The sequence below is a fragment of the Paraburkholderia sp. genome (genome assembly GCF_034668105.1).
GTDB lineage: Bacteria > Pseudomonadota > Gammaproteobacteria > Burkholderiales > Burkholderiaceae > Paraburkholderia.
Map to the genome: position 1 here is coordinate 1 of NZ_JAXDPY010000673.1, position 12,777 is coordinate 12,777.

A 12,777-nucleotide genomic window follows, 5' to 3' on the forward strand; every position below is an offset into this window, starting at 1 on the left:
TGGCGTGGGACCTCGGCGCGAAAGGCGACGATCCGGTGCAGATGTATCTGGCCGACGTCTACACGCTGTCGGTGAGTCTCGCCGGTCTGCCGGGCATGAGCGTGCCGTGCGGTTTCGGCGCGGGCGCGAATGCGCAGCGTCCGGTCGGTCTGCAGATCATCGGCAACTATTTCAATGAAGCCCGGATGCTGCAAGTGGCCGACGCGTTCCAGCGCGCGACCGACTGGCATCGCAAAGCACCGGCAGGAGTGTGAACACCATGGCCAAGCAATGGGAAGTCGTGATCGGTCTGGAGACCCACACGCAACTGTCGACTCAATCGAAAATTTTCTCGGGCGCCGCCACGCAATTCGGCGCTGCGCCCAATACGCAGGCCTGTCCCGTGGATCTGGCGTTGCCGGGCACGTTGCCCGTGATGAACCGCGGTGCGGTTCAGCGCGCCATCGAGTTCGGGCTCGCGATCGGCGCAACGATCGCGCCGCGCAGCATCTTCGCGCGTAAGAATTATTTCTATCCCGATCTGCCGAAGGGTTATCAGATCAGCCAGTACGAAATCCCCGTCGTGCAGGGCGGCCAGGTCACGATTCAAGTGCCGGCCAATGAAAAGGCGGGCAATCCAGCGTACGAGAAGGTCGTCAACCTGACGCGCGCTCACCTTGAAGAAGACGCGGGCAAGTCGCTGCACGAAGACTTCACGGGCATGACCGGCATCGACTTGAATCGCGCCGGCACACCGCTGCTCGAAATCGTCACCGAGCCGGAAATGCGCAGCGCGGCTGAAGCCGTTGCGTATGCGAAGACGCTGCACACGCTGGTCACCTGGCTCGGCATCTGCGACGGCAACATGCAGGAAGGGTCATTCCGTTGCGACGCGAACGTGTCGGTGCGCCCGGTGGGTCAGGCGGAATTCGGCACGCGTGCCGAGATCAAGAACCTGAACTCGTTCCGTTTTCTTGAAGAAGCGATCCAGTACGAAGTGCGTCGGCAGATCGAATTGATCGAAGACGGCGGCACGGTGGTGCAGGAGACGCGTCTGTACGATCCGGACAAGCGTGAAACGCGTTCCATGCGCAGCAAGGAAGACGCGCACGATTACCGCTATTTCCCCGATCCCGATCTGATGCCGCTCGTGATCGACGCGGCGTGGGTCGAGCGCGTGAAGAGCGAAATGCCGGAACTGCCGGAAGCGATTCAACAGCGCTTCGTCACGCAATACGGCCTCACGCCGTACGACGCGAACGTGCTGACGTCGAGCAAGGCCATGGCTGCGTACTACGAAGCGGTGGTTCTCAAGGTCGGCCCGTCGAATGCGAAGGTCGCGGCCAACTGGCTGATGGGCGAGGTGTCGTCGCAACTGAATCGCGAGGACCTGGACATTGCCGATAGCCCGGTGTCCTCGGCGCAACTCGCGCTGCTGCTGCAACGTATCGCAGACGGCACGATCTCGAACAAGATCGCCAAGGAAATTTTCCTCGCGATCTGGGAAGAGAAGGCCACCGACGAAGCCGCTGCCGATCGCATCATCGAAGCGAAGGGTTTGAAGCAGATTTCGGACACCGGCGCGCTGGAAGCGATCATCGACGAAGTGCTTGCCGCGAACCAGAAATCGGTCGAGGAATTCCGCGCCGGTAAGGAAAAGGCGTTCAACGCGCTGATCGGCCAGGCGATGAAAGCGACCAAGGGCAAGGCCAATCCGGCGCAGGTGAACGAACTGCTGAAGAAGAAGCTGTCCTGAGTTGACCAGGTTGAAGCCAGCTTGAACCGCAGTTGAAGCAAAGTTGAACCGCAGTTGAAAAAAGCACGGTTGAAGCGCGAGCTTTAGCCATCACGGGCTGTTGCCGGAAACGCAAGTGGGGCAACGGCCCGTTTCATTTTTGCGGGCGATGTTTTAACGCAGATCACGGAGTGAGCGAATGGCCAAGCAACCCGATCTCGACGATTTCCGCGTACCGCATTTCAACGAAGGCAAGAAGGCCGGCAAATTTTCGCTCGATGCTTTCGACCCGGCCGCAAAGCCTTTTTCGACCGGTTCGAAAGATTCCGACCGGGCGCGCCTGTCGGAGATCGGCGCGGTGCTCGACACCCAGCAGGAGTGCCTGCACGCGCAGCAAAAACGCCGGGTGTTGCTCGTGCTGCAGGGCATGGACACGAGCGGCAAGGACGGCACGATCCGCGCGGTGTTTCATGAAGTGGATCCGCTCGGTTTGCGCATCGTGCCGTTCAAGGCGCCCACGCCCGTCGAACTGGCCCACGATTTCCTCTGGCGCGTGCATGCACAGGCGCCCGCCGCGGGCGAATTGACCATCTTCAACCGCAGTCATTACGAGGATCTGCTGGTGCCGACCGTGCTCGGCGATCTGGACGCTAAAGCATTCGAGCAGCGCTGTTGCCACATCCGCCAGTTCGAAGAGCTGCTGGCCTATAGCGGCACAACCATCATCAAGTGCATGCTGCACATTTCGAAAGACGAGCAGCGCGCACGCCTGCAGGCGCGCATCGACGATCCGAGCAAGCATTGGAAATTCGACGTCGCCGATCTCGACGCCCGCAAGCAGTGGGACAAATATCAGGCGGCGTACCGTGACGCGCTGGCCGCGACGTCGACGGATTACGCGCCGTGGTACGTGATTCCGGCCGATTCGAAGACCCATCGCAATGTGATGGTCGCCGAATTGTTGCTGCGCACGTTCGAAGCGCTGAAGCTCGAATACCCAGCGCCTAAAGAATCGCTGAAGGGCATCAAGGTCGAATGACCCAGTAGCTCCGCCCTTTGCTCCACAAACGAATTGAACACAAAAGGAACGACATGTTGCGTGTGATTACCGCCAACCTGAACGGCATCCGCTCAGCGGCGAAGAAGGGCTTTTTCGAATGGTTCGGCGAACAGAAAGCCGACGTGCTGTGCGTGCAGGAAATCAAATGCTCGCAGGACGACATGACGCCCGAGTTTCTGGCGCCGCACGATTTCACCGGCTATTTTCAGCATGCGGTGAAGAAGGGCTACAGCGGCGCGGGCGTGTACACGCGTCACGAGCCCGATGAAGTGGTCATCGGTTTCGGCAGCGAGGAATTCGATCCGGAAGGGCGCTACGTTGAATTGCGCTTCGGCAAGCTGTCCGTGATCTCGGTGTACGTGCCGTCGGGATCGAGCGGTGAAGATCGCCAGCAGGCCAAATTCCGTTTCATGGACGAGTTCATGCCGCATCTCACCGAACTGGCCACGGAGCGCGAAGTGATCGTGTGCGGCGACGTGAACATCGTCCACAAAGAGATCGACATCAAGAACTGGAAGAGCAACCAGAAGAATTCAGGCTGCTTGCCGGAAGAGCGTGAGTGGCTCACCAAACTGTTCGACGAAGTCGGTTACGTCGACGTGTTTCGCACGCTCGATCAGCGGCCGGAACAGTACACGTGGTGGAGCAATCGCGGCCAGGCGTATGCGAAGAACGTGGGGTGGCGAATCGATTATCAGATCGCGACGCCGGGCATCGCCAGCAAGGCGAAACGCACGGACGTGTTTCGCGATATCAAGTTCAGCGACCATGCGCCGCTGACGGTCGACTACGATCACAAGGTTAAGAAGTAAGCACGGCGGCAGCGCGTGCGGTAACAGAACCGCGTGTGCCGCATGTAGACCTCAAAGCCTCAAAGCCTCAAAGCCGCGGCTCGAACCACTCAATCTGTGATCGGCTTGCGGCGTGGGCGACCGAGGCCGGCATAGTCCGGCAGCGCATCGACGCTCTTGCCGATGGCCTTCGCATAGAGCGGCAGCATATCCGGCAAACGCTTGATGATGTCCTGGCGCCGTGCCGGCGTGTAGGGATGCACGTAGATATAGCCCTGGTCGCGATCGCTGCGCGTGGCCGTGGCCAGCTTGTCCCACAGTGTGACCGCCGCGCGCGGGTCGAAGCCGGCGCGCGAAGCGATATCGCTGCCAATGACGTCGGCCTCCGTTTCGTCGGTACTTTCGTACTTCATCTCCAGCAACCGCGAACCGATGCCCAGCGGCGCCGCGCCCAGATCAGCGAGCCCGAACAGCTGCGGGATCGTGCCGGACGAGTCGAGCTGGCTGGCCTGCAATTCGCCGAGCCGCTCGCGCGCATGCTCGCGCAGCGCGTGCGCGATCTCGTGACCGATCAGCATGCCGAGTTCGTTGTCGTTCAGACGCACGCGATCGAGCAGGCCGCTATACACGACGATCTTGCCGCCCGGCAGGCAGTACATGCGGATATCGGGCGAGCGCACCACCGCTACATCCCACTTCCAGTTTTTGGCCCGCTCGTTCCACTTCAGCGAATAGGGAATCAGCTTGTCGACGATCGAACGAACGCGTGTGACATGGGCGTCGGTGTCGCCGTACAGACGGTTCGCGTGTTCCGCGCCGTACGTGATCTGGCTGAATTCTTCAGCGGCTTGCGCCTCGAGCATCGGCGACGGGATCAGATTGCGAAACACGAGGTAGCCGCCGTAGCGCAACTGTGTGTTCGGACTACTGTAAGTCGATGGCGTGGGGGCGTTGGTGGTTGTGGGCGGCGTCGAGGTGGCGCCAGGTGCTTTTGCGCCCGCGGCCGGCGCAACAGCCGGCGCGGACGTTGCGGCGGGCGTCTTCGCCGTGACTGGCGGCGGTGGCGCTTGCGTCGAAGAAGGCGGCGTGGCGGCTGCGGGTGCGCTGCCGGCGCTCGTGGCGCTGGTCGCGCCCGCCGTGGGCGCCGAGGTCGCGGTTTCAGCGCTCGACGTGTTGGGCGCCTTAGCCGCCGGCGCAGTTGCGGCAGCAGTCGCCGTTGCAGTTGCAGGGGCAGGCGCCCCCGCTGCCGGCGCTGACGCGCCGGTCGCGTTCGCCGGCATGGCCGTCGCATACGCGCTCAACGGTGGCGTCAGGCTCAGACTCGCGCAACCGAGCGTCAACGCCGCACGCAGCATCGCGCGGCTGGCCTTGGGCGACAGAATCCCAAAGGCATTCGAATCGAGGCGCATTGCGCGCTTTGACTGACGCGCCGTCACGACCGGGTTCTCCAGGGCGCGATGCGCAGCAGAAGCAGCATGCCGGGCAACCCCAGCGCGGTACACACAATGAAGTAGTCGAACCAGCCGATCCTTGCGACCACATACCCGCTAGCCGCCGATGCCAACGTGCGAGGCACCGAGGCCAGGCTCGTGAAAAGCGCGAATTGCGTGGCGGTATAACGCGGATCGGTGGTGCTGGCGATGTAGGCGGTGAAGGCCGCCATCGTCAAACCGGTTGCGAAGGTCTCCAGACCGTAGACCAGCGCCAGCGCGACGGAGCGTGGATCGAGCTGCACGGTCCAGTCGATGCCGACCAGCGCGAGCAGTTTCGATGTGCCCTCGCTGAGCCAGACGGCGATGTCATAGATCACGGTAAGACCGGGCGATGCCGGGCCAAGATGCGCGAGCCATGCGAAGCCGAGTGTCGACACCATCTGCAGGACGCCGAAGATCCACAAGCCGCGGCCGATGCCGACCTTCATCAGCCAGATCCCGCCGACGATTCCGCCCGCCAGACTCGCACCGAATGCCGTGGTCTTGGCGATCACACCGATCTGCGTGCGCGAAAAGCCAATGTCGAGGAAGAACGACGTGGACAGCGTGGTCGCCATCGTGTCGCCGAGCTTGTAAAGGAAGATGAAGCCGAGCACAAAGAGCGCGCCGCGCCAGCCGTCGCGTTGAATGAATTCGCTGAACGGCTGGACGATTGCTTCGCGCAGGTTCTTCGGCGGCGTGCCGTGCACGTCGGGCTCGCGCACCACGAGCGTCATGATCATGCCAGGCAGCATGAACGCAGCAGTGACGATGAAAACGGTGCTCCAGGGCAAATGGTCGGACAGAATCAGCGCTAGCGAACCTGGCACCAGTGCGGCGATTTTGTACGCATTCACGTGGACGGCATTGCCGAGACCCTGCTGCGTGTCGCTCAGCAACTCGCGCCGGTAGGCGTCGATCACGATGTCCTGGCTCGCGCCGAAGAACGCAACGAGCGCGGTCAAAGCCGCCACGGTCCAGATCGAGTCTTTCGGCGACACGAACCCGAGCGTGCCAATCGCGCCTGCGACCAGAATCTGTGTGACCAGCATCCAGCCGCGCCGTCTTCCTGGACGCCAGCCCGGAAAGCGCGGCACGTAGCGGTCCATCAGCGGCGCCCAGATGAATTTCCAGGTGTACGGGAACTGGATCAGCGCAAAGAGGCCGATTTCCTTCAGATTGACGCCTTCGGAGCGTAGCCACGCCTGCACCAGATAGACGAGCGTGAACAACGGCAGTCCCGACGTAAAGCCGAGAAAGACGCAGATCAGCATGCGCGTATTCAGAAACGCGCGCCAGCCGGGATGTTCTTCGTGAGCGGTAAGTGCAGGCGCCTCGTGCGGCGGGTTCGACATGTGGATAAGTGGCGTTAGCTTTTCTTGACGCGATAGACCGCAAGACTACCACGCCAGTTCGCCCCCCACCGCACCACCTGGCCGTCGTGCAGCACCACGCGGTCGAGAATTTCGATGCCGACTTCCGGCGCCAGCGCCTCGAAATCCTTGATGGTCAGCACCCGCACGTTCGGCGTGTTGTGCCACTGATAAGGCAGTGACTTCGACACCGGCATGCGACCCTGTAGCACGGAAAGCCGGTGCGCCCAGTAGCCGAAATTCGGAAACGACACGATGCATTCCTTGCCCACGCGCACCGTCTCGCGCAGGATCGCAGCGGTCTGATGAATGGTTTGAAGCGTTTGCGACAAAACCGCGAAATCGAAGCTGCTGTCTTCGAACAGGCGCAAGCCGTCTTCCAGATTCTGCTGGATCACGTTGACGCCGTTTTGCGTCGACGCCAATACCCCGGCGTCGTTGATCTCGATGCCGTAGCCCCGCACGTCCAGCTCTTCGGTCAGCAGCGACAACAGCGAGCCGTCGCCGCAACCCAGGTCGAGCACGGTGGCGCGCGGTTCGACCCAGCGGGCGATCGCGCGGAAGTCCGGGCGCAGCGCCAGATAATCGAGTGCTCGCTGGTTCATGCGTTCACCTCGTTCGCAATACGTTCGTAATAGGCGCGCATCAGGTTGTGATAGCGCGCGTCGTCGAGCAGAAAGGCGTCGTGGCCGTGCGGCGCGTCGATTTCCGCGTAAGTCACCGTGCGCTTGTGGTCGAGCAGCGCCTTCACCAGTTCGCGCGAGCGGGCCGGCGCGAAACGCCAGTCGGTGGAGAAGCTGGCGATCAGGTATTTCGCCGTGGTGTGGGCGACAGCGGCGGTCAGATCGCCGTCGAAGGCTTTGGCCGGATCGAAATAGTCGAGCGCGCGCGTGATCAGCAGATACGTGTTCGCGTCGAAGTAGTCGGCGAATTTGTCGCCCTGGTAGCGCAGGTACGACTCCACTTCGAATTCCACCTCGAAGTTGAAGTTGTACGCGTCCAACGCGCCTTCCGCGCGGCGCAACGAGCGGCCGAATTTCTCGGCCATGTCGTCGTCCGACAAATAGGTGATGTGGCCGATCATCCGCGCGACGCGCAAGCCGCGCTTCGGCTTGACGTTGTGCGCGTAGTAGTTGCCGCCGTGAAAGTCGGGGTCCGACAGGATCGCCGAGCGCGCCACTTCGTTGAACGCGATGTTCTGCGCCGACAGCTTCGGCGTGGACGCGACCACGATGCAATGGCCCACGCGTTCCGGATACATCATGCTCCACGCGAGCGCCTGCATCCCACCGAGGCTGCCGCCCATCACCGCGGCGAAACGCGTGATGCCGAACTCATTGGCGACACGCACCTGCGCGTTCACCCAATCTTCAACCGTGACGACAGGAAAGCTCGCGCCGTACGGCTTGCCCGTTGCCGGATCGATGCTCATCGGGCCGGTCGAGCCGAAGCACGAGCCCAGATTGTTCACGCCGATCACGAAGAACTTGTTGGTGTCGAGCGGCTTGCCCGGACCGACCATGTTGTCCCACCAGCCAACGTCCTTCGGGTTGTCCGCATACACGCCCGCCACGTGGTGCGACGCATTGAGCGCGTGGCACACCAGCACGGCATTGCTGCGCGCGGCGTTGAGCGTGCCGTAGGTTTCGACCATCAGGTCATAACCGGCCAGCGAGCTGCCGTTCTGCATGAGCAGCGGCTCGCTGAAATGCATTTTTTGGGGAGCGACGATACCGATCGATTCCATTCATTCCGCCGTTTAACAAAAACAGGGCGGCTAGATGGCGTCGGCGAGGCACGGAAGAGAAACAGTGTGCGCGGCTGACGACCTCTTTAGCCGCATTTGTAGTGAACTGTGGGAGACGTTCCCGGCAGTTCGCGCGCCCGCAATCGAGTCAGCAAATCGGCGCGTAATAACTGTTCAAAGGTGTTCGAGGTGCTTGGGACAGCGGTCTCAGGTGCTTCGAGGGCCCGTAGTCAGGCGCAAAGTATAGCGGAAAATTTCATGCGGCAGCGTCGCGACGCCTCTGCAAGCTCAAGTGCCGCGTGGACTACGCGTGGACTACTGAAGAATCAGCAGCAGTTGTGCATCGGCGTGTTCGGCGGGCGGCCGCGCGAAGCCGCTGCGCACATACCGATGCCAGCGGCCGATGATATAACTCAGCAGCAGGCTCGCGCGGATCGCTGGATCGTAGCCGGCCGGCAGCGGCGCGGCGTGCGCATTGGCGCTCGGGTTCGCGGTTTCGCCTGCTTCCATCTGAGCCAGGCGCAAACACTGTTTCAACGACGTCTCGACCCGCTCCAGCATCTGCGTGACCCGCTCGGTCAGCCGTTCGTGCTCGCCGACCAGCGCCTCGCAGGTCAGCACGCGCGTCATGCCGGGATTTTTCGCTGGGAAGTTGAGCAGCATCAGCGCGATCGCACGGGCTTGCAGCACGCCGTTGCTTTCCTTGTCGGCGATCTGGTTGATCAGGCCGAAGAGAGTCCGCTCGATGAACTCGATGAGCCCCTCGAACATTTGCGCCTTGCTGGCGAAATGACGGTACAGCGCGGCTTCGGAGACGCCGAGCCGGGCGGCGAGGGCCGCCGTGGTGATCTTTTCGCTTTTCGGCGCTTCCAGCATGGCCGCAAGCGTCTGCAGGATGTGCACGCGGCGCTCGCCCGGCTTCAGGCGAGCCGCACGCGGCGCGGCGGGCGGCGGGAAAGGTTCGTGTTCGGCTAAGGCTTCGTCAGGCTTGTCGATCGGCTGCATGGCTGTCGTCCCGGCTGCTGTCCCTTCAATCGAACCGAGCGGGTGCCCAGTCGTAGCGATTTTAACGAACGAATGCTTCGGTCGACATAATGCGGCCGGCCGGTGCCCGGCAGACGCGTCGGCACACCGTCCGCATGCGGCTTGCGCGGCAGATGGCCGGTGATCCACACGGTACGGATGCCGAGCCGCCGGTAGTTCTTCAGATGCGAGCGCGTGTCTTCCACGAGGATCACGTCCTTCAGCGAAACGTGCGCGTCGCGCATCGCCCGGCGCAGCATCGAATGGTCGGGTTTGGCGCGCCAATGGCGGCGATCGCGCATATGTTCGATGGCAATCACCTGTTCGAACAGCCGCTCGATACGCAACTGAGCGAGCACCTCGCGCGCATAAGCCTCGGGGGCATTGGTCAGCACGATCTTGCGACCGGGCAGCGCGGCAACCAGACGCGCGACGCCGCGTTCGTGACGGATCATCGAACCGAGATCGGGGAACGTATGGACGACTTTCAGAAAGTCGTTCGGATCGAGCGGATGGTGGCGTGCCAGGCCGAGCAGCGCCGCGCCGTAGCGTTGCGTATAGCCGGTGCGCAGGCGGTTGGCTTCGTCGATATCGACGCCCAGCGAGTCGATGATGTATTGCGTCATCCCCTGATTGATCGCCGGGAAGATCGCGTGCGACGCGTGGTGCAAGGTGTTGTCGAGATCGAACAGCCAGACCGGACTGCCGCCTGCGATGTGCGGACGACGGCGTCGGGAAGTGGGAGTGCGCATGATGAAAAACGCCGATCAGGCGTGAGCAGTCGCATCGCGCAGCGGACGCGGAGGGTTCGCGGTGCGGATGACGGTGAAAGAGAGGAGAGCTTGGTGGCGCCCGAGGGCGGCGCGCGGCGGGCCGCTGCGCCATGGGCTGCCGTGGTGTGGGCGCGCGCCGGGCATGCAGGAATCCGCGGTGACAGCGGGGTTACTGCACGGCACACATGGCACGCCGGGAAAGCGTGCCGTAGGTGCCGGATTTGAGGCAGGAATCAATGCGAGCGGATCATCGTGCCGAACGGCTGTTCGGTGAGAATTTCCAGCAGCACCGAGTGCTCGATGCGGCCGTCGATGATGTGGACCGAACGCACGCCGCTCTTGGCTGCATCCAGCGCCGACGAGATTTTCGGCAGCATGCCGCCGGAGATCGTGCCGTCCGCGAACAGGCCGTCGATTTCGCGCGCCGACAGATCGGTCAGCAGATTGCCTTCCTTATCCATCACGCCAGGGATGTTGGTCATGATCACGAGCTTTTCGGCGTTCAGCACGACCGCCAGTTTGCCCGCGACCAGATCCGCATTGATGTTGTACGACAGGCCGTCTTCGCCGAAGCCGATCGGCGAGATCACCGGAATGAACGCGTCGTCTTGCAGCGCCTTCACTACCGCCGGATTGATCGCCTCAACTTCGCCCACCTGGCCGATGTCGACGTACTGGCCCGGATTGTCGCGATCCGGCATCTGCATCTTGCGCGCGTGGATCAGGCCGCCGTCTTTGCCGGTCAGACCGACCGCGTGGCCGCCAAAATGGTTGATCAGCGTGACGATGTCCTGCTGCACTTCGCCGCCGAGCACCCATTCGACGACTTCCATCGTCTCTTCGTCGGTGACGCGCATGCCCTGAATGAACGTGCCCTGCTTGCCGATTTTCTTCAGCGCCTGGTCGATTTGCGGACCGCCGCCGTGCACGATGACCGGATTGATACCGACCAGCTTCAGCAGAATCACGTCGCGCGCGAAGCCTTGCTTCAGCCGCTCTTCAGTCATGGCGTTGCCGCCGTATTTGATGACCACGGTCTTACCGTGATATTGGCGAATATAGGGCAGCGCCTCGGCCAGGATTTCAGCCTTCAGGGTGGGCGCGATCTGCGAAAGGTCAGGAAGCTCGGACATGGCGGCAGGCTCAGGCACGGACAGTTAAAACACGGCGAATTGTACAGGACTGGCGCGCCGCAACAGGGTTTTCCACACCGGCGCCAATGGCGGCCGGCGCAGGCTTTGCGCACTGCGCAATAGACGGCCGCCAGGCGCCGGCTGACAATCAAGCGTACCGCCGATCGGCGAGGCCGGTAAATCGGCCGAATGGCCGACTCACGGCGGCGCGCCAGTCGTGGCATCATTTCTGGGTTCAGGCTGAAGCGAGACCACCCGGCCCGTTATGAAATCGTCAGCTTCCGGATCACAAGGTAGCGCGCTGTGTCCGCGCTGCGGTCATGCATTCGATTGCGCCATGCATGGCGTACCGTTTGACTGCTGGTGCCGTGAGATGCCGGGTATGCCGGCAGAGCGGCTCGACCCATCCGGCCGTTGCCTGTGTCCTGAATGTCTCGCGGCGGAGATCGCACGAGCGGTGCAACCGGCGCGGGGAGTCGGTTCGCCGTGAAGTGTAGAAACGCAGAAACGCAGAAACGCAGAAACGCAGAAACGCAGAAGCGTAGAAGCGTAGAAGCGTAGAAACCCAGGCGCCTTGAATGCCGTACTGCATTCAACAATGCGGTGACGATCTATGCCGCGCGGTGCCGGGCCGCGAGCGCGCTCAAATCACAAGCGACTGCTTCCAGCACCGGGTCCCATTCCCTGAACCGTGGCTGCCGGTAGAGCGTCGCGCTCGGGTACCACGGACTGTCGGGGCGGTCGAGCAGCCACACCCAATGCGGATTGACGTCGAGCAGCACCCAGGTGCGCTGGCCGAGCGCGCCGCTCAAATGCGCGACGGATGTGCAAACGGTAATGACGAGATCGAGCGCGCTGACAAACGCGGCCGTGTCGTCGAAGTTGGTGAATTCGGCGGTGTAGTCCGACATTGGCAGACCGGCGGCCTGGGCCGCCGCGACGTCCGCCTCGGCACCCGGTTGCAACGAATAGAACGCCACGTCTTGCAGGCCGCCAAAATGTGCCGCGTAGCGTTCCCAACCCACTCGCCGGAATGGATTGCGCTGATGGCCGGCGCTGCCGGTCCATGCGAGTCCGACTTTCAGCCTCGCTTCCCCGGCAAGCCTTTGCTGCCATGACGCAGAGGCTGCCGCGTCTGGACGCAAATACGGAGTCGCGGCGGGGAGGGTCTCTTCGCGCGTGTCGAATATCAAGGGCAGGCTGAGCAACGGAATCTCATAGTCGAACGGCGGCAACGATTCGACGCCGCCACCGGCCGAATAGTCATTCACATGCTCGCCGAGGCTGCGGGCGAGCAGCGCACCCATCCGCGGAAATGAGTTCCACACGAGACGGCCGCCTTCGCGATGAACACGCTCGGCCAGCAGAGGAATGTAGCGGCTGAACTGCAGGACATCGCCCATGCCTTGTTCACCCCACACCAGCAGCGTTTTGCCGGCGAGCGGCTCGCCTCGCCAGGTCGGCGCCGGCATCGCCGGACGGTTGCCGCCCAACTCAAGCGAGCCATCCCAGCGCGCCTCGTGAGCGCGCCAGCCGTTCGCGTAATCACCGCGCAGCAGGAGCAGCATGCCCAGATTCGAACGCACGGTCGCATCGTTGGGGGCTAGCGCACAGGCGGTTCTTGCGGCGTGCTGTGCTTCGGCCCACCGTTGCGCTTCACGCAGCGCCAGCGCATAGTTGTTGTGCGCCAG

13 protein-coding genes are annotated in these 12,777 nt (G+C 62.6%); 5 read left to right on the top strand and 8 right to left on the bottom strand.

Annotated features, from left to right (window positions below; genetic code table 11):
- The 4 genes from QOC89_RS29675 to QOC89_RS29690 form a co-directional block, all read left to right on the top strand.
- Positions 1 to 254: amidase family protein (locus QOC89_RS29675; protein ID WP_323048301.1), on the top strand; the 254-nt coding region annotated here is incomplete at its 5' end.
- A 5-nt stretch (positions 255 to 259) separates the two neighbouring features.
- On the top strand, positions 260 to 1,735 hold the full coding sequence (gene gatB / locus QOC89_RS29680; RefSeq protein ID WP_323048302.1) for an Asp-tRNA(Asn)/Glu-tRNA(Gln) amidotransferase subunit GatB: 1,476 nt from the start codon (positions 260 to 262) through the stop codon (positions 1,733 to 1,735).
- Positions 1,736 to 1,913: 178 nt separating this feature from the next.
- Positions 1,914 to 2,753 (top strand): PPK2 family polyphosphate kinase, encoded by an 840-nt coding sequence (locus QOC89_RS29685; RefSeq protein ID WP_323048303.1) that lies wholly within the window; start codon positions 1,914 to 1,916, stop codon positions 2,751 to 2,753.
- A 53-nt stretch (positions 2,754 to 2,806) separates the two neighbouring features.
- On the top strand, positions 2,807 to 3,586 hold the full coding sequence (locus tag QOC89_RS29690; protein ID WP_323048304.1) for an exodeoxyribonuclease III: 780 nt from the start codon (positions 2,807 to 2,809) through the stop codon (positions 3,584 to 3,586).
- 89 nt (positions 3,587 to 3,675) lie between these two features.
- On the opposite strand, the gene QOC89_RS29695 is transcribed toward QOC89_RS29690, so the two are convergent.
- The 7 genes from QOC89_RS29695 to argB all read right to left on the bottom strand — a co-directional run bounded on the left by QOC89_RS29695 (position 3,676) and on the right by argB (position 11,086).
- Positions 3,676 to 4,974 carry a M48 family metallopeptidase gene (locus QOC89_RS29695; protein WP_416340505.1) on the bottom strand — a complete coding sequence of 433 codons (1,299 nt, stop codon included), beginning with the start codon at positions 4,972 to 4,974 and terminating at the stop codon, positions 3,676 to 3,678.
- A 23-nt stretch (positions 4,975 to 4,997) separates the two neighbouring features.
- A complete protein-coding gene (locus tag QOC89_RS29700; protein ID WP_323048305.1) occupies positions 4,998 to 6,392 on the bottom strand; it encodes an AmpG family muropeptide MFS transporter in 1,395 nt (464 codons plus the stop codon).
- Between the two features lie 14 nt (positions 6,393 to 6,406).
- On the bottom strand, positions 6,407 to 7,015 hold the full coding sequence (gene metW / locus QOC89_RS29705) for a methionine biosynthesis protein MetW (protein ID WP_323048306.1): 609 nt from the start codon (positions 7,013 to 7,015) through the stop codon (positions 6,407 to 6,409).
- Positions 7,012 to 8,157, bottom strand: a complete 1,146-nt coding sequence (gene metX, locus QOC89_RS29710) for a homoserine O-succinyltransferase MetX (RefSeq protein WP_323048307.1) — start codon at positions 8,155 to 8,157, stop codon at positions 7,012 to 7,014. Before metX ends, metW begins: the two co-directional genes overlap by 4 nt.
- A gap of 315 nt (positions 8,158 to 8,472) precedes the next feature.
- Positions 8,473 to 9,162, bottom strand: a complete 690-nt coding sequence (slmA, locus tag QOC89_RS29715; RefSeq protein WP_323048308.1) for a nucleoid occlusion factor SlmA — start codon at positions 9,160 to 9,162, stop codon at positions 8,473 to 8,475.
- A complete protein-coding gene (locus QOC89_RS29720; RefSeq protein ID WP_323048309.1) occupies positions 9,129 to 9,932 on the bottom strand; it encodes a pyrimidine 5'-nucleotidase in 804 nt (267 codons plus the stop codon). Before QOC89_RS29720 ends, slmA begins: the two co-directional genes overlap by 34 nt.
- Positions 9,933 to 10,186: 254 nt before the next feature.
- On the bottom strand, positions 10,187 to 11,086 hold the full coding sequence (gene argB, locus QOC89_RS29725; RefSeq protein WP_028197732.1) for an acetylglutamate kinase: 900 nt from the start codon (positions 11,084 to 11,086) through the stop codon (positions 10,187 to 10,189).
- Positions 11,087 to 11,351: 265 nt separating this feature from the next.
- On the opposite strand from argB, the gene QOC89_RS29730 reads away from it, so the two are divergent.
- Positions 11,352 to 11,576, top strand: a complete 225-nt coding sequence (locus QOC89_RS29730; RefSeq protein WP_323048310.1) for a cysteine-rich CWC family protein — start codon at positions 11,352 to 11,354, stop codon at positions 11,574 to 11,576.
- 121 nt (positions 11,577 to 11,697) lie between these two features.
- Here QOC89_RS29730 and QOC89_RS29735 read toward each other — a convergent pair.
- Positions 11,698 to 12,777, bottom strand: a 1,080-nt coding sequence (locus QOC89_RS29735) for a hypothetical protein (RefSeq protein WP_323048311.1), incomplete at its 5' end; no start/stop codon positions are given.

Excerpts from the sequence above, each read along its gene's own strand:
- gatB (WP_323048302.1), top strand. The coding sequence starts at position 260 with ATGGCCAAGCAATGGGAAGTCGTGATCGGTCTGGAGACCCACACGCAA.
- QOC89_RS29685 (WP_323048303.1), top strand. The coding sequence starts at position 1,914 with ATGGCCAAGCAACCCGATCTCGACGATTTCCGCGTACCGCATTTCAAC.
- QOC89_RS29690 (WP_323048304.1), top strand. The coding sequence starts at position 2,807 with ATGTTGCGTGTGATTACCGCCAACCTGAACGGCATCCGCTCAGCGGCG.
- QOC89_RS29695 (WP_416340505.1), bottom strand. The coding sequence starts at position 4,974 with ATGCGCCTCGATTCGAATGCCTTTGGGATTCTGTCGCCCAAGGCCAGC.
- QOC89_RS29700 (WP_323048305.1), bottom strand. The coding sequence starts at position 6,392 with ATGTCGAACCCGCCGCACGAGGCGCCTGCACTTACCGCTCACGAAGAA.
- metW (WP_323048306.1), bottom strand. The coding sequence starts at position 7,015 with ATGAACCAGCGAGCACTCGATTATCTGGCGCTGCGCCCGGACTTCCGC.
- metX (WP_323048307.1), bottom strand. The coding sequence starts at position 8,157 with ATGGAATCGATCGGTATCGTCGCTCCCCAAAAAATGCATTTCAGCGAG.
- slmA (WP_323048308.1), bottom strand. The coding sequence starts at position 9,162 with ATGCAGCCGATCGACAAGCCTGACGAAGCCTTAGCCGAACACGAACCT.
- QOC89_RS29720 (WP_323048309.1), bottom strand. The coding sequence starts at position 9,932 with ATGCGCACTCCCACTTCCCGACGCCGTCGTCCGCACATCGCAGGCGGC.
- argB (WP_028197732.1), bottom strand. The coding sequence starts at position 11,086 with ATGTCCGAGCTTCCTGACCTTTCGCAGATCGCGCCCACCCTGAAGGCT.
- QOC89_RS29730 (WP_323048310.1), top strand. The coding sequence starts at position 11,352 with ATGAAATCGTCAGCTTCCGGATCACAAGGTAGCGCGCTGTGTCCGCGC.